The sequence below is a fragment of the uncultured Roseibium sp. genome (assembly GCF_963675095.2).
Lineage (GTDB): Bacteria > Pseudomonadota > Alphaproteobacteria > Rhizobiales > Stappiaceae > Roseibium.
Genome location: NZ_CAXXSJ010000004.1, coordinates 123,142 through 139,706 on the forward strand (window position 1 = coordinate 123,142; position 16,565 = coordinate 139,706).

13 protein-coding genes and 1 pseudogene are annotated in these 16,565 nt (G+C 60.3%); 3 read left to right on the forward strand and 11 right to left on the reverse strand.

The window, feature by feature from the left end; genetic code table 11:
* Window positions 1–42: 42 nt before the first annotated feature.
* The 5 genes and pseudogenes from ABIN98_RS02285 to ABIN98_RS02305 all read right to left on the reverse strand — a co-directional run bounded on the left by ABIN98_RS02285 (window position 43) and on the right by ABIN98_RS02305 (window position 7,225).
* A pseudogene (locus tag ABIN98_RS02285) lies at window positions 43–1,159 on the reverse strand (microcin C ABC transporter permease YejB).
* Window positions 1,160–1,206: 47 nt separating this feature from the next.
* Window positions 1,207–3,066 carry an extracellular solute-binding protein gene (locus tag ABIN98_RS02290; RefSeq protein WP_346907023.1) on the reverse strand — a complete coding sequence of 620 codons (1,860 nt, stop codon included), beginning with the start codon at window positions 3,064–3,066 and terminating at the stop codon, window positions 1,207–1,209.
* 11 nt (window positions 3,067–3,077) lie between these two features.
* Window positions 3,078–4,970, reverse strand: coding sequence for an extracellular solute-binding protein (locus ABIN98_RS02295; protein ID WP_394701404.1), 1,893 nt, complete (start codon window positions 4,968–4,970; stop codon window positions 3,078–3,080).
* A gap of 120 nt (window positions 4,971–5,090) precedes the next feature.
* Complete coding sequence (locus ABIN98_RS02300; protein ID WP_346907025.1) at window positions 5,091–6,515, reverse strand: diguanylate cyclase; 1,425 nt, start codon at window positions 6,513–6,515, stop codon at window positions 5,091–5,093.
* A 158-nt stretch (window positions 6,516–6,673) separates the two neighbouring features.
* Window positions 6,674–7,225 carry a cytochrome c family protein gene (locus ABIN98_RS02305; RefSeq protein WP_346907027.1) on the reverse strand — a complete coding sequence of 184 codons (552 nt, stop codon included), beginning with the start codon at window positions 7,223–7,225 and terminating at the stop codon, window positions 6,674–6,676.
* 445 nt (window positions 7,226–7,670) lie between these two features.
* On the opposite strand from ABIN98_RS02305, the gene ABIN98_RS02310 reads away from it, so the two are divergent.
* From ABIN98_RS02310 to ABIN98_RS02320, 3 genes are read left to right on the forward strand one after another with little or no spacing between them, the layout of a single operon-like run.
* Window positions 7,671–8,408 carry a 3-deoxy-manno-octulosonate cytidylyltransferase gene (locus ABIN98_RS02310; RefSeq protein WP_346907029.1) on the forward strand — a complete coding sequence of 246 codons (738 nt, stop codon included), beginning with the start codon at window positions 7,671–7,673 and terminating at the stop codon, window positions 8,406–8,408.
* Window positions 8,409–8,421: 13 nt separating this feature from the next.
* On the forward strand, window positions 8,422–9,312 hold the full coding sequence (locus ABIN98_RS02315; protein ID WP_346907031.1) for a prephenate dehydratase: 891 nt from the start codon (window positions 8,422–8,424) through the stop codon (window positions 9,310–9,312).
* 40 nt (window positions 9,313–9,352) lie between these two features.
* Complete coding sequence (locus tag ABIN98_RS02320; protein ID WP_346907033.1) at window positions 9,353–10,354, forward strand: adenosine kinase; 1,002 nt, start codon at window positions 9,353–9,355, stop codon at window positions 10,352–10,354.
* A gap of 335 nt (window positions 10,355–10,689) precedes the next feature.
* On the opposite strand, the gene ABIN98_RS02325 is transcribed toward ABIN98_RS02320, so the two are convergent.
* The 6 genes from ABIN98_RS02325 to rbfA form a co-directional block, all read right to left on the reverse strand.
* A complete protein-coding gene (locus ABIN98_RS02325) occupies window positions 10,690–11,310 on the reverse strand; it encodes a 2,3-bisphosphoglycerate-dependent phosphoglycerate mutase (RefSeq protein WP_346907034.1) in 621 nt (206 codons plus the stop codon).
* Between the two features lie 23 nt (window positions 11,311–11,333).
* The gene (gene dapB, locus ABIN98_RS02330; RefSeq protein ID WP_346907036.1) at window positions 11,334–12,146 is read right to left on the reverse strand and encodes a 4-hydroxy-tetrahydrodipicolinate reductase; all 813 of its coding nucleotides are present in this window, start codon (window positions 12,144–12,146) and stop codon (window positions 11,334–11,336) included.
* A gap of 142 nt (window positions 12,147–12,288) precedes the next feature.
* Entirely contained in the window at window positions 12,289–14,412 is a 2,124-nt protein-coding gene (pnp, locus tag ABIN98_RS02335) for a polyribonucleotide nucleotidyltransferase (RefSeq protein WP_346907185.1), read from the reverse strand.
* Between the two features lie 236 nt (window positions 14,413–14,648).
* Window positions 14,649–14,918 carry a 30S ribosomal protein S15 gene (gene rpsO / locus ABIN98_RS02340; RefSeq protein ID WP_346907038.1) on the reverse strand — a complete coding sequence of 90 codons (270 nt, stop codon included), beginning with the start codon at window positions 14,916–14,918 and terminating at the stop codon, window positions 14,649–14,651.
* A gap of 211 nt (window positions 14,919–15,129) precedes the next feature.
* Complete coding sequence (gene truB, locus ABIN98_RS02345; protein WP_346907040.1) at window positions 15,130–16,071, reverse strand: tRNA pseudouridine(55) synthase TruB; 942 nt, start codon at window positions 16,069–16,071, stop codon at window positions 15,130–15,132.
* Window positions 16,072–16,100: 29 nt separating this feature from the next.
* The gene (rbfA, locus tag ABIN98_RS02350) at window positions 16,101–16,505 is read right to left on the reverse strand and encodes a 30S ribosome-binding factor RbfA (protein ID WP_346907042.1); all 405 of its coding nucleotides are present in this window, start codon (window positions 16,503–16,505) and stop codon (window positions 16,101–16,103) included.
* Window positions 16,506–16,565: the final 60 nt, after the last annotated feature.

Sequence of the window (16,565 nt, forward strand, 5' to 3'; positions counted from 1 at the left end):
GCCGGTGTCTTCGAGATCCTTGTTCAATCGACTATCCAAAGCTCAGACCTCCCGGCTTTCGAAGTCGATCCGGGGATCGATCCAGGTGTAGGTGAGGTCGGAGATGAGGTTCACCAGCAGGCCCAGCAGTGAGAAAATGTAAAGCGTGGCGAAGACCACCGCATAATCGCGGTTGATCACCGATTCGAAGCTCAAGAGCCCGAGCCCGTCGAGCGAGAAGATCGTTTCGATCAACAGGGAACCCGCGAAGAACGACGAGATGAACGCCCCGGGGAAACCCGCGACCACGATCAGCATGGCATTGCGGAAGACATGACCGTAGAGCACCTGGCGTTCATTCAGGCCCTTGGACCGGGCCGTGACCACGTATTGCTTGCGGATCTCGTCCAGGAACGAGTTTTTCGTCAAAAGCGTCGTGGTCGCGAAGGCCGACAGGGCCATTGCCGTCAGCGGCAGGACCAGATGCCAGAAATAATCGGCGATCCGCGCCGGCCAGGACATGCTTTCCCAGTTTTCGGAGATCAGCCCACGCAAAGGGAAGATATCGAGGAACGATCCGCCGGCAAACAGCACGATCAGAAGTACGGCGAACAGGAAGCCGGGGATGGCATAGGCGACGATGATGATGCCGGAGGTCCAGACGTCGAATGTCGAACCATCCTTGACCGCTTTCCGGATTCCGAGCGGAATGGAGATCGCATAGGAAATAAGCGTCATCCAGAGGCCAAGTGAAATCGAAACCGGCATCTTTTCCAAGATCAGGTCGGTTATCCGGATATCCCGGAAATAGCTGTCGCCGAAGTCGAAGCGGGCATAGTTCCAAAGCATTTCCACGAACCGCTGCAGCGGCGGCTTGTCGAACCCGAACTGGGCTTCGAGCTGCTTGACGAATTCCGGGTCGAGCCCTTGAGCCCCGCGGTATTTCGATGTCACGCTGTCGCCGGCGCCGCCGCGCGGATGCCTCGCCCATAGCGCCGCCCATATCGCTGCCGCCACCGGAAATACGAGCCGTCGCGGAGACATCCGTACCCGAAAGCTGGGCGATAACGCGCTCCACCGGTCCGCCGGGAGCGAACTGGATGATGACGAAATTGATCGCCATGATGCCGATCAGGGTCGGGATCATCAGGAGAAGGCGTCGGAGAATATAGGCGCCCATATCGGTCTTTCACTGCCTCTGTTGCTGCGGCATGTCAGGCATCTATCCTAACTGCCCTTGCCGATCTTTTTCGCCTTTTCCGTGTCGACCCACCACGTGGTTTCAACAGGCAAATCGTAAAACGGCGGCTTGTCCGGGCGGCCGAACATATCCCAATAGGCCAAGAGGTGATTCCGATTATACCAGTGCGGCACGGAATAATAGCCTGCGCGCAAGACGCGATCGAGCGCCCGGCGGCAATGGTCATCTTCTCGCGAGTGTCCGCCGCCAGTGTCGTTTCGATCAGGGCATCGACCACCGGATCGGCAATCCCCCGCCCGATTATGACTGCCCGGTTGCGAAGCTGCCCCGGAGCCCCACATTTGCCGAATCGTGTCACTCAGAGTTGCGCCTGTGGTGAGCCTCTGCGTGACCACGTCGAAGTCGAAGTCGTTCACGCGCGACTGGTACTGGGCCGGGTCGACGAGGCGGAAGGTCGCCTCGATGCCGAGACGCTCCAGGTTCGTTACAAACGGCTGGACAACCCTCTTGAAGGAAACGGCATTGTCGAGGAATTCGATCTTCAACGGCTTGCCGTCCGGGCCTTTGAGGACGGAACCGTCCCTCTTGTATCCTGCCTCGCTGAGCAACCGGGTAGCCTGGCGCAACAACGACCGGTCAAAACCGGACCCGTCGGAGACAGGAGGCACGGCGGCTTCTTCAAAGACTTCGGCCGGCAACCGGTCCCGGAAAGGTTCCAGCAGGGCGAGTTCCTCCACCGGCGGCGTGCCTTCCGCCTTCATATTCGAATTCTCGAAATAGGACGCCGAGCGCGTATAGAGGCCGTAGAACAGAACCTGGTTGGTCCATTCGAAATCGAAGGCATAGCCGATAGCCTTGCGCACCCGTGGATCCTTGAACTTGTCGCGGCGGGTGTTGAAGTACCAGCCCTGAGCTCCGGCCGGACGGTTGTCGACGATCTCCTCGCGGACCACCCGTCCCTCCTCAACCGCGGGAAAGTCATATCCCGTTGCCCAGATCTTGGAGGTGAATTCCTCCTGAAACGTGATCTCGCCTTTCTTGAAGGCTTCAAACCCGGCCTGGCGCTCGCGAAAGAGATCGATGCGGATGATGTCGAAGTTGTAGTGCCCGACGACGACCGGCAGGTCCTTTGCCCAGTAATCCGTCACCTTTTCGTATTCGACATAGCGCCCGACCGCATGGCTGCCGACCCTGTAGGGACCGGAAGACAAAGGCGGGGTCAGCGTCGACTGCTTGAAGTCGTAATCGGTGTAGTAGCGTTTGGAGAAGATCGGCAGGCCGGCGACGAACAGCGGCAGGTGCCGGGTCTGTTTGCCCGAGAACCGCACGGCGACACGGGTTTCGTCCATCACCTCGGTATCAACCAGTTCCCGAAGGGTCTGGCTGATCTGCGGATGACCATCGGCCTTCAGGAGCATAAGCGAAAAGGCCACATCCTCGGCGGTCAGTTTCGACTCGTTGTGAAACTTCGCTTCCGGACGAAGGTTGAAGACGTAGGTATTGCCGTCGTCCGCAATCTCGACGCTTTCCGCCAGCAGCCCGTACATGGCGTCCGGCTCGTCCAGGGCGCGCGTCATGAGCGTGTCGAAGCACATTTCCATGCGCGGCGGAGCATCGCCCTTCAGGATGAACGAATTGAACGTGTTGTAGGTCAGCACATTCTGATTATAGCCCCAGCTCGGCGGCCGGTAGTTGATCCGGCCGCCCTTGGGTGCTTGCGGGCTAACGTAGTCGAAATGGGAAAAGCCGGACGGGTATTTGAGGTCGCCGAAGACCGATAGTCCGTGCATTTTGTCGCCGGCAAGCGCGGGGAGCATCAAGCCCGGAACATTCCAGAGCGCGGCGGCAGCGCCCGCACCCTTCAGGATCGTACGTCTGGAAACCATCTTAAATTCCGTCACTTCGGCGTCCCGGTCTTGGCAGCTTTGGCTTCGTCGTACCACCAGATGGTCGGAAAGCCGTTCGTATATTCGGGAATATTGTCAGGATGGCCGAAACGGTCCCAGCGGGCGGTCCGGTCGATATCCAGGTACCACTGCGGGATCACGAAATTGTGGAACATCAGCACCCGGTCGAGCGCCCGGGTGGCGGCAACCAGTTCGTCCCGGTCCTTGGCATAGATCACCTTGTCGATCAACGCGTCAACACCAGGATCCTTGATGCCCGCATAGTTCTGTGAGCTTTGGTTGTCTGCGGCGGTCGAGCCCCAGTACTCCCGCTGTTCGTTCCCCGGTGACAGGCTTTCGCCCCAGCCAAGGGTCGTCATATCGAAATCCCGGCTACGCACCCGGTTGATATATTGAGGCGTGTCGAGAACCCGCATGGTCATCTGGATACCGATAAGCTTGAGGTTCTTGGCGTAAGGCAGGACATAGCGTTCCGCACTCGGATCCTGGGCAATGAACTCGATCGTGAACGGTTCACCGGTCTTCGCATTCACAAGCTTCCGTCCGTCCAGCTTGTAACCGGCCTCGGACAGCAGTTTGAGCGCTTCGCGCAGGTTGGCCCGTAGTTTCTGCGGGTCGCCGTTGACCGGATTCTCGTATGGCTTGGTGAACACTTCCGGCGGGATCAGGTCCCGAACACTTTCCAGAATTTCCAGTTCCTTGCCCTGGGGAAGTCCTGATTGTGCGAGCTCGGTTCCGGCAAAGAAGGACGATATCCGCTTGTACTGGTCGTAGAAGGCCGTCCGGTTGGTGGACTCAAAATCGAACGCCAGATTGAGCGCCCTTCTGACACGTTCGTCCTGAAACTTTTCCCGGCGCAGGTTGGGCACGAATGCCTGCATCCGTCCTGTTGCCTTGTCCGGGAAGGTTTCCAGGATCACCTTTCCTTCCTTAACGGCCGGAAAGTCATAGGCTGTCGCCCAATTCTTTGCGACGTTTTCCACGCGCCAATCATATTGATCCGCCTTGAAAGCCTCCAGGAGGACCGCGCTGTCACGGTAGGAATCATAGCGAATTTCGTCGAAATTGCTGGTACCGACCCGAATGGGCAGATCACTTCCCCAATAGTCGTCCACACGCTCATAGGTGACCTGACGGTTAAACTCGAAATCCCTGATCCTGTAGGGCCCGGAACCGAGAGGCGCCTCCTGCAATCCGCTCGCAATATCGCGCTTCTCGCCTTTGTCATTGGTGCCTTCCCACCAGTGCTTGGGCAGCACCGTCAGCTGGCCGACAATATGTGGCAGCTCACGATTGTTCGCGGTGTCAAACTCGAACCGGACAATGTTTCCGGACAATGCCTTCGCGCTGACGACATTGTGGTAATAGAATTTCCGTTGCGGATTGAGCTCCACCACTTTTTCAAACGACCAGACGACATCTTCCGCGGTGATGGGCACGCCGTCATGCCAGCGTGCCTTCGGGTTGATACGGTATTCGACCCAGGAAAAATCATCGGGATAGCGCAGTGCATCGGCAATCACGCCGTATCCGGCGCTGATATTCAATTCATCAAAGGACGACTCCATCAGACTGTCATAGATCAGTCCAATGCCGGGTGCTGGGTTCCCCTTCGGAAGAATGATATTGAAGGTATCGAAGCCGCCCATATCCGACAGGCGCACCTTCCCGCCCTTCGGCGCATCCGGATTGACGTAGTCGAAGTGCTTCACATCCGGGCCATATTTCGGAGTGCCGGTCAATGCGGTCGCGTGATGCCATTCAGGCTCCTCCGCCTGGGCCAGCGTGGACGCCAGGCCCATCGCAAGGACGGCGCAGCAGGCAAGCATTCCCGCCCGCATGGTCCAGAGCCACTGTTGCCGCTTCGGTTGTCTACCCGGCATGCCTTCCTCCGCAAGACTGATCGTTTCCCGAAACACGCCACATGCGGTGCCGGGTGCATAATCGGATACTAGGGAGCAACACGGGCGCCGTCACCCGTTCATGGGCAACATGACAGAAATTTAACCGGTCTGGGTTGCCAGAGCGGCCGGCTGTGACGCGACAGAGCGCGTTGATTTCTGATTATACATGCGCGCGTCGGCGATCCGGAGCAGGTCCTCGATGGTGCCGGCTTCCTTCGGATAGCTGGCGAACCCGATGCTTGCCGACAGGCCGATCGTGGCGCCGGGAAGGGTGAAATCCTGACAGATCTGATCCATCAACCGCTTGAGGAAGCCCTGGCGCTCGTCCTCTTTCATTGCGCCCGGCGCCAGAACGATGAATTCGTCGCCACCCACCCGCGCGACCGTGTCGGTCTGTCGTGTCTGGAATTGCAGGCGATATCCGATTTCCATCAGCACTTTGTCTCCGACCGCATGGCCGTAGCTGTCGTTGATCGGTTTGAAGGCATCCAGGTCCAGATAGAAAATCTCGAAGCCGGATCCGTTGCGGTCGGAAATGGCGACGAGCTGTTCCATCCGATCTTCCAGAAGACGACGGTTGGCCAGTCCGGTCAAAGGATCACGCAGGGCCATGGCCCGGACCTTGGCGACTTCCTGTATGAGCAGGAACGCCATGGTCGATATGATCAGCGTAACGATCACGCCCAGCAGGCGGGTCATCCAGACTTCCTTGCTGACGGTCGACCAGCCGCCGACAGGATAACTCAGGATTTCCCACTTGTTGTCGCCGGGAAGGACCAGCGGGAGACTGACGGCATCGCTGTACACCAATTCGCTGTCGCCAAAAATCAGGTCCGGTCCGGAAGCGGATTGCCTCGACGATATGATCGCGAACCGATAACCATCGGCGCGTTCGCTCAGGCCGGCAGCCTGAAACAGGGCGTTCTCATCGAGAACCAGGGTGGCGAGACCCCAATAGGGGCGCTCCGCGATCGGCTGTTTCGGATAGGCCGGCGGAAGCACGGGAACGCGGACCATCATGTGGCGCTCGCCCTGAACCATCTCGACCGGACCGGACAGGATACTGGACCGGCTCTCCATCGCCTTTTGGACCGACGGCCATTGCCCCGGAACCGATTGGTAATCCAGTCCGACAGCAGCTTCGTTGCCTTGATAGGGATAGATGAACTTGACGACATTGTCCGGCGCCAGGCCCAGGGAGCGGATAAAGGGAACATCGTCGATCAGTTCGGAACCGAACTTGGAAAACTCTTCCTGAGTGAGTTCGTCCTGGATGACATAGCCCCTGAGGCCCTTGCCCAGCGAAATCGCCGCACCGACCTGTCCCTCGAGACGGGTGCGCGCTTCAGACAGCTTGGCCAACGCCTTTTGCTGGTGCTGCGCGGCGATGACGTCCTCGACCAGACCGGCGACATGAGAGGTTATCAGAAAGCCGCCGATGAGGCTGCAAACTGCTACGGCCGCCGCCACCCACAACCCCTTCGAATGGGGCATGGAAAACATCCGGGCGGTTTTCACTCCCATAAACGCATCCGCCTTTCGCTCGTCAACTCCGAAGTTTACGTAACGATAGAATTGCCTAGAAACGTTAAAAATTATTTCAGATAGAACAAAGAAAGCCACGCTTTTGAAGCGCGGCTTTCCAATCTGAAGTCGGCGTAAAGCCTTGTATTGCGGGCAAATTATTCCGCGGGAAGCGGGACCGGGTTCGAAGCCTGTTCCCGCAGATAGACGATCAGGTCCGCCCGGTCTTCAGGCTTGCGCAGGCCGGCAAAGCCCATCGCGGTCCCGTTGATATAATCTTTCGGCTTTTCCAGGAAATGGTCGAGCGTTTCAAACGTCCACGCATCATGCTCCCCGGCGTAAGCGGTCATGGCTGCCGAATAGCCGAAGCCCTCGTGGGCGGCGGGCTTGCGGCCAATCACGTCCCAAAGTGCCGGTCCGACCTTGTTGGCACCGCCTTCTTCCACCGTGTGGCAGGCAGCGCACTTCTTGAAGACCTTCTCGCCGGATTCAGCCGATGCTGCGGCAAGCCGTTCGCTGATCGGCACAACTTCCGGCACGGCTTCTGCAGAAGGAGTTGAATCCGCTTCGCTCGAGACAACGATTTCATATCCGGGCTTACCCGGGATCGTCGGCTCGAAAATGACATCAGATACAATTCCGACACCCATTGTCAGAAGAAGAACCATCAAAACCGCACCAGCGATCTTGTTAAGCGTGAAGGAATCCATTCTCTCCGGCTCCAAGCTAAGACGCGTCCTGATCCGTAACATCTATTACGAACCCATTTCAGCTTTAAATTTGTGCGGAACCTACAAATTTTTTGACCTCGCTGTCCATAGGTATCAGAGGTCCCGGCCAAAACTTTCGGATGAAGTACATGGGAAAAGTCGGCGGACGGCATGTTCCGGCGTGTATTTCGCGCCCATCCGATGCCTCGCACCGAACAATACAAGGACGTGGACAAGAGGACAATGCAGGCGCGAGAGGATCGTCGGACACGTTATTCGGCACCGACTGCCGCCTGCATCGGGCAATTCAAAAGATTGCATTTCGGCACCCGACGGGACCCGACCTTACAGGCGAAAGCGGCTTGACCATGGCGCCAGCTATGCTCTACGCGTCTTTCACCGGCATCAAGATCGCAAAAATGCGGGCCAAAGCGGAGAAGCGTCCTTGAATTCTGCACTCGTTATTATTCCTGCACGGCTGGGGGCAACCCGTTTGCCGCGCAAGCCGCTGGCGGACATCTGCGGCAAACCCATGATCGTTCGTGTTCTGGAGCAGGCGCAGAATGCCGCTATCGGACCGGTCGTGGTCGCCTGCGACGATCCTGACATCGCTGCAGCCGTCAAGGCGCACGGCGGCGAGGCGGTCATGACACGGGCCGATCACGAATCCGGCTCCGACCGGATCCACGAGGCCGCCAACCTGGTCGACCCGACCAGCGAGCACGACGTCATTCTCAACCTGCAGGGCGACGTCCCCCTGATCGAGCCGGCCGCGCTTCGCGCCGCTTTCAACCCGCTTGCGGACGAGACCGTCGATATCGGCACCATCATGACCGAAATCCGGGACGAGCGTTTCCGCGACGATCCGAGTTTCGTGAAGGCGGTGACGACGCTCACTCACACCGGCGCCAATCGCGCGCTCTATTTTACCCGTGCGACCGCGCCAAGCGGTCCCGGCCCCGTGTACCAGCATATCGGCGTCTATGCCTATCGCCGGGCGGCGCTGGAACGGTTCGTCTCCCTGCCGCCGTCTCCGCTGGAGCTTCGGGAAAAGCTGGAACAGCTGCGCGCACTGGAAGCCGGCATGCGTATCGATGTATCGATCATTGACAGCGCGCCGATGGACGTTAACACACCAGAGGATCTGGAACGGGCAAGAGCGGCCGTCGCGGCCGGGGTCTGAAAGAAAGAAGCAAATGTCTGATCGTAAGAAAATCGTGTTCCAGGGCGAAGTGGGAGCCAACTCCCATACGGCCTGCCGCAATGTATATCCCGATTACGAAGCCATTCCCTGCGCGACTTTCGAAGACTGCTTTGCCGCCATCGAGAACGGCGATGCCGATCTCGGCATGATCCCGGTGGAAAATTCCGTGGCTGGACGGGTCGCGGATATCCATCATCTGCTGCCGCGCTCCAGTCTGAATATCATCGGCGAATACTTCCTGCCGATCCGGTTTCAGCTCATGGCGCCCAAGGGGGCCAAGATCGAGGATCTGAAGAGCGTCCAGAGCCACGTCATGGCGCTCGGCCAATGCCGCAATGTGATCCGCGAGCTGGGCCTTGCCCCGGTGATCGGCGCCGATACGGCCGGCTCCGCACGCCAGATCGCGGAACGCAACGACCTGACCGCGGCGGCCCTTGCCCCCGAAATGGCGGCGGATATCTACGGGCTCGACATCCTGCGCCATAACGTCGAAGACGCCGACTACAACACGACGCGGTTCCTGATCCTGTCCAGGGAGAAGCTGGTCGCGGCCAACACCGGCCAGCCGATCATTTCGACCTTCATCTTCCGCGTGCGCAACGTGCCGGCCGCGCTCTACAAGGCGCTCGGCGGCTTTGCCACCAACAGCGTGAACATGACCAAGCTGGAATCCTATCAACTCGAAGGCCAGTTCTTCGCCTCCATGTTCTATGCGGATATCGAAGGCCACCCGGACGACAAGTCGGTTGCACTGGCGCTTGAGGAACTGAAGTTCTTCTGCGCCGAGTTCAAGATGCTCGGCGTTTATTGCGCAAGCCCGTTCCGGGAAAAAATCCGGGAGCCGGAAGCCAACCGGGCCCTCAGGCCCAGCCCCCAGACCTGATTCGACCCAGGCTCCAAAATCCAATTACAGAAAGCAGCTCATGACCGAACTCCGTTTTGATGCCCTGTGTATCGGCAACGCCATTTGCGACGTCTTTGCCCATGTGGAAGAAGATTTCCTCGTTAGGGAAGATCTGATCAAGGGCTCCATGCGCCTGATCGACACGGAAGAAGCGGTGCGGCTCTATGACAAGATGGGCCAGACGGTGCGTGTCTCCGGGGGCAGCGCCGGCAACACGGCGGCCGGTATTGCCTCTCTCGGCGGTACGCCCGCCTTTTTCGGCAAGGTGGCCGCCGATGAGCTCGGCGACAGCTACGCCCACGACATGAAGGGAACCGGCGTCCATTTCGAGACCCCGCGCCTCAATGGCGGCACGCCGACTGCCCGCTCGATGATCCTGATCACGCCGGACGGCGAGCGCACCATGAACACCTATCTGGGCGCCTGCGTGGAATTCGGCCCGGCCGACGTGAATCCGGACGTGGTCGCGGCCTCGGCCATCACCTACATGGAAGGCTATCTCTGGGATCCGGCAGAGGCCAAGAAGGCGTTTCTGGAAGCCGCGAAGATCGCCCATGCCAACGGCCGCAAGGTCGGGATCACCTTGTCCGATTCCTTCTGCGTCGACCGTTATCGCGCGGAATTCACCGGGCTTTTGCGTGACGGCGTCGTCGACGTGATGTTCGCCAACGAGCACGAGATCAAGGCGCTCTACGAGACCGCTGATCTCGACACCGCGATTGCTGCCGCCCGCGAAAGCGGTGCGCTGACGGCCCTGACCCTGGGCGAGAACGGCGCCATGGCAATCACCCGGGAAGAAACCGTCAAGGTCACCGCCCAGAAGATCGACGACGTGGTAGATCTGACCGGGGCCGGCGACCTGTTCGCCTCCGGCTTCCTGTTCGGCCTTGCGCGCGACTACGATCTCAAGTCGGCCGCGGAACTCGGCTGCCTGTGCGCGGCAAACGTTATCGGCCACGTGGGCGCCCGCCCGGAAACGGCCCTGAAGCAGATCGCCGGCCAGGCCGGGTTCGAAGTCTGATCAGGCCAAACAGCCAAAACAAATGAGGCGGCCCGTAAGGCCGCCTCGCAGTCCGGGCAAATCGCCGGTTCTCCACTTATCCATCGTCCGGAAAGTCATGCCGCTTGCACCCTTCTCCCCCCTTGAGGGGGAGATGTCCGCAATCGCGGACAGAGGGGGGTGTTCGACCTCTCTGCATATCAAAGCATCGTCAGAATTTGATGCCACCGCTGCTACCCCCCCTCTGTCACCTCCGGTGACATCTCCCCCGCAAGGGGGGAGACAGGTTCAAGGGGGACCGGTGTTATCAGTTCACACGACAGAATTGGCGGCGAAATCCGGCTTCGACCGCGATCTCAGGCGGCCAGATCTTCCACGCTGATGACTTCCCCGTCCTCGTTGAGGCGGTAGATGATCGGCGTGCCGGTGCCGAGTTCCCGTTGCAGGATCTGTTCCGGGGTGAGCTTTTCCATTTCCATGATCAGGGCGCGCAGGGAGTTGCCATGGGCGGCGACGATGGTGCGCTTGCCCCGCAGGACCCGCGGCAGGATTTCGCTGCGGTAGTAGGGCAGAACCCGCTCGGCGGTCATTTTCAGGCTCTCGCCGCCCGGAGGTGGGACATCGAACGACCGGCGCCAGATGTGGACCTGGTCCTCGCCGAATTCCTTGCGCGCCTCGTCCTTGTTCATGCCGGTCAGATCGCCGTAATCCCGTTCGTTGAGCGCCTGGTCCTTGATGGTTTCCAGACCGGTCTGTCCCAGTTCGGCCAGGATCAGGTCCAGCGTCTTCTGCGCACGGCTCAGGTCCGAGGTGAAGGCGATGTCGAAGGTCAGCTTCAGGTCGCGCAGCTGCTCACCGGCCTTCTTGGCTTCCGCAACACCCTTTTCCGTGAGACCGGGATCTTTCCAGCCGGTGAAAAGGTTCTTCAAATTCCATTCGCTTTGACCGTGGCGAACGAGCACCAAGAGGCGATCCATGGTCAGGTCTCCTGTCTAAGGGATCAATCGTTCAGGCCGAGCACGTCGGCCATGGAGTAGAAACCGGGTTTCTTGTCGAAACCCCAGAGGGCGGCCTTGACCGCGCCGCGGGCGAAAAGCTGCCTGTCCTCGGCGCGGTGGGTGAGTTCGATCCGCTCTCCCTCACCTGCGAAAATCACCGAATGTTCGCCGATGACCGAACCGCCGCGCAGGGTCGCAAAGCCGATATCACCCGCCTTGCGTGGACCGGTGATGCCATCACGGGAACGGACGGAATGATCGGCAAGGTCGATACCGCGTCCGTCGGCTGCCGCTTCCCCCAGAAGCAGGGCCGTGCCGGACGGCGCATCCACCTTGTGCTTGTGGTGCATTTCCAGGACTTCGATGTCGAAATCCGCATCCAATGCCTGGGCAGCCTTCTTGACCAGCGCCGCCAGCAGATTGACGCCTAGGCTCATGTTGCCCGACTTGACGATGCGCGCATGGCGGGCGGCCGCGTGAAGCGGCGTCTCCTCGCCCTCGGCCCAGCCGGTGGTGCCGATCACATGAACGATCCGCGCCTGGGCTGCAAGTTCGGCAAAGGTGAGCGATGCGGCGGGTGCGGTGAAGTCCAGAACCCCGTCGCTGGCCGCAAAGGCCGTCAGCGCGTCGTCGGTCACCGGAATGTCCAGCGTGCCGACGCCTGCAAGCTCGCCCGCATCCTGGCCCAGGAACTCGGATCCCGGACGCTCGATCGCAGCGGTCAACCGGGCCCCTTCGGCCTCGCAAACGGCGCGGACCAGGGCCCGTCCCATCCGTCCGGCGGCCCCTACGACGACAAGGCGCATTTCGCTCATGCTTCACCTCTCATGCCTTTTCGGCTTGGGGTATAGCAGCTTCGCAAGGGGACGCAACACGGCTGGTGCATAAACAAAAAGCGGGGCGGGAACCACCGGTCCCCACCCCGCCTGAAATTGCCCGAGAATTCCGGGAAGACGCTTAGTCTTCTTCGCCCTTCTCGATTTCCTTGCCGGTCTCCTGGTCGACGACCTTCATGGACAGGCGCACCTTGCCGCGCTCGTCGAAGCCCATCAGCTTGACCCAGACCTTGTCGCCTTCCTTGATCACGTCGGTGACCTTGGCGACCTTGCGCGGAGCGATCTGGGAGATGTGGACCAGACCGTCCTTGGCGCCGAAGAAGTTCACGAATGCACCGAAGTCGACGCATTTCACGACCGTACCTTCGTAGATCATGCCCACTTCCGGTTCGGCGGCGATGGAGTTGATCCAGTTGACCGCTGCCTTGATCGCCTTGCCGTCTGCAGAGGCGATCTTGACGGTGCCGTCGTCCTCGATGTTCACCTTGGCGCCGGTCTTTTCCACGATTTCGCGGATGACCTTGCCGCCGGAACCGATGACTTCACGGATCTTGTCGACCGGAATCTTCATCACTTCGATGCGCGGTGCATGTTCGCCGAGCTCAGAGCGGGCTTCGGTGATGGCATTGGCCATTTCGCCGAGAATGTGCACGCGGCCGTCCTTGGCCTGGCCGAGAGCGACCTTCATGATCTCCTCGGTGATGCCCTGGATCTTGATGTCCATCTGCAGCGAGGTGATGCCGTTGGCGGAACCGGCCACCTTGAAGTCCATGTCGCCGAGATGATCCTCGTCACCGAGAATATCGGACAGAACGGCGAAACGGTCGCCTTCCTTGATCAGGCCCATGGCGATACCGGCCACCGGTGCCTTCAGCGGCACGCCGGCGTCCATGAGGGCCAGCGAGGTGCCACAGACGGTCGCCATGGAAGACGAACCGTTGGATTCGGTCACTTCGGAGACGACGCGCAGCGTGTACGGGAAATCGTGGTGGGCCGGCAGCATCGGGTTGATGGCGCGCCATGCAAGCTTGCCATGACCGATTTCGCGGCGTCCGGGAGAACCCATGCGGCCTGCTTCACCGACCGAATAGGGCGGGAAGTTGTAATGCAGCATGAAATGGGACTTGTAGGTGCCTTCGAGCGCATCAACGAACTGTTCGTCTTCGCCGGTGCCGAGGGTGGCGACCGCCAGTGCCTGGGTTTCACCGCGGGTGAACAGCGCGGAGCCGTGGGCACGGGACAGGATGCCGACTTCGGAAGAAATCGCGCGAACCGTCGAGAGGTCACGGCCGTCGATACGAGACCCGGTGTCGAGAATGGCGCCGCGGACGATTTCGGCTTCCAGCTTCTTGAACTCGCCGCCGAGAACGGTGGCTTCCGGAGCATCTTCACCGCCATTGGTGATCAGCGCTTCGACGACCTTGGCCTTGACCGCATCGACCGCGTTCTTGCGTTCGGTCTTGGCGGTGATGGCGTAAGCCGCCTTCAGCTCTTCGGCAGCCATGCCCTTGATCTGCTCGTAGAGAGCGGAATGATCGGGCATGGAGAAGTCACGCGGCTCCTTGGCGGCGGCTTCGGCCAGCTTGATGATCGCATCGATCACCGGCTGGAAACCGCGGTGACCGAACATCACAGCGCCGAGCATGGTGTCTTCGTCGAGTTCCTTGGCTTCGGACTCAACCATCAGAACCGCATCGACCGTACCGGCGACGACCAGGTCGAGAGAGGATTCCGGCATGTCGTCAACCAGCGGGTTCAGAACATATTCGCCATTGATGAAGCCGACGCGCGCGCCGCCGATCGGGCCCATGAAGGGAACGCCGGAAAGCGTCAGCGCTGCGGAGGAGGCGACCATCGCCAGGATGTCCGGTGCATTCTCCATGTCGTGGGAGAGCACGGTGATGACGACCTGGGTCTCGTTCTTGTAGCCATCGGCGAACAGCGGACGGATGGGACGGTCGATCAGGCGCGAGGTCAGGGTCTCGTGCTCGGACGGACGGCCTTCACGCTTGAAGTAGCCGCCCGGGATCTTGCCGGCGGCGAAAGCCTTTTCCTGGTAGTTCACGGTCAGCGGGAAGAAATCCTGGCCCGGCTTCGGTTGCTTGGCGGAAACGACCGTCGCCAGCACCTTGGTTTCGCCGTAGGTCGCCATCACGGCGCCATCGGCCTGACGGGCGATCTTGCCCGTTTCGAGGACGAGAGGACGACCGCCCCACTCGACTTCTACACGATGAATATCAAACATCATCTTTCCTTACAGCTTTGTCCGTCTGCGCAGACATTCCTTCAGTTGCGCAAGGACATATCATCGGTCGGCCCCGTACGGGCCGGTTACCGATCGGACAAGCCACGGGCAAGACGACAAGCTGCTTCCTGGATTACGAAAGCGGCCGGCAATCCTGCCCCATGACCGTCACGAGACTTCCTATAGTCAAACGCGGCGGGCAAATCCACCCGCCGCGTTTGTTTCAACCTTACTTCTTAGCGGCGAACGCCAAGACGCTGGATCAGGGACTGATAGCGCTCTTCGCTCTTGCCCTTGACGTAGTCAAGCAGCGAGCGGCGCGAAGCCACCATCTTCAGGAGACCGCGGCGGGAGTGATTGTCCTTGCCGTGGGCCTTGAAGTGTTCCGTCAGGTTATTGATCCGCTCGGTCAGGATTGCGACCTGGACTTCCGGAGAACCGGTATCACCTTCCTTGGTCGCATATTCCTTCATCAACTCAGCTTTACGCTCAGCAGTAATCGACATCGCTCTTTCCTTTCAAAGATGCGGCCGGGAAAACCCGGCGTTTCGGGATTGCCGGAAAACCGGCCCGATCCGCACCGTCACCAGAGCCGAGATGTCGGTCAGCAAAGGTTGGTACGAACGGATTGAGCCCTGAGGCCCAATGGCGGCGATATATGGCGGAAAACGCCCGCCATTACCAGTTCTTTTTAAGGAGCCTTCCAGGCCGTGGTTTTCAAAGATTGAACACCCGGCTCGGCTGGAAGCGGCCCTTGTCGATGGATCCGAGCGCGACGGGTACACCGGCGTGGCTGGCGAAGGCCGCCTCGCAGGCGAGCGGCGCGGACCGGCCGCGCAGGAGCACGGCCATGCCCTTGCGGATCTTGGCCGCGTCTTCCAGGGAGACGACGATCTCTTCCAGGTTATCCATGGCCTCGCGGACGGGCAGGACGAACTCCTCGACCAGCGCCTCGATGCCCTCGCCCTCTTCCAACTCTTCGGCCGCTTGGACCAGTTCGTCGAGGGTGACCATGTCGTCTTCGCCGAAGGGGCCGACCAGCAGCCGGCGCAGGTCGGTGACGTGACCGCGGGTGCCCAGACGCCGGCCCATGTCGCGGGCCAGTGCGCGCACATAGGTGCCCTTGCCGCATTCGGCCTCGAACACGGCCCTGTTTTCGTCGGGGCATTCCACCAGATCGAGCCGGTGGACGTCGATCGGACGGGCTTCCAGTTCGACCGTCTCGCCGTCGCGGGCCAGATCGTAGGCCCGCTCGCCATCGACCTTGATGGCGGAAAAAGCCGGCGGCACCTGCATGATCGTGCCGGTGAAGTCGGCCAGAACCGCACGGATCGCATCGGCGTCCGGACGCACGTCGGAGGTCGCCACGACCTCACCTTCCGTATCGTCGGTATTGGTTTCCGCGCCCCAGGTCACCTCGAAGCGGTAGATCTTGCGGCCATCCATGACGAAGGACACCGTCTTGGTCGCTTCGCCGAACGCCAGCGGCAGGCAGCCTGTGGCGCGGGGATCGAGCGTGCCGGCGTGGCCGACCTTCTGCGGATGCAGGATGCGCTTGATCTTGCCGAGCGCGTCGTTGGACGTGATGCCATAGGGCTTGTCGAGCACAAGCCAACCGTTGATGGCGTTCCGGTTCTTGCGTGCCTTTTGCCGCGCCATGTCTGTTCCGTTGAATAAAGTGTTGGCGGTCAGTCGCCGTCGTGATCCAGGTCGCGCGCCACAGTCGGCGTATGCAGCAGGGTCTCGATCCGGTCGTCGTCGTCGAACCGGGTATCGAGCACGAAGCGCAGATCCGGCATGTATTTCATGGTCATCCGGCGCGCCACCAGACCGCGCAGGAACTTGGCCGAGCGGTTGAGCGCCTTTTCGACCTTCTCGCCTTCGCCGCCACCAAGCGGCATGACCAGGCAGGTGGCAAGACGGAGATCCGGCGTCATGCGCACTTCGGGAACGGTGACGATGACACCTTCCAGGTCCGGATCCGATAGTTCGCCGCGGGTCAGAATATCGGACAGTTCCTTGCGGACCAGTTCGCCGACGCGCAACTGGCGCTGCGACGGCCCCTTCGGTCCATGTCCATGATGTCTCGACATTGTTTCTATCCTTGCCGGCTACAGGCCGGCGGCAACTTTCAAATAGAAGACGCCGGCGTA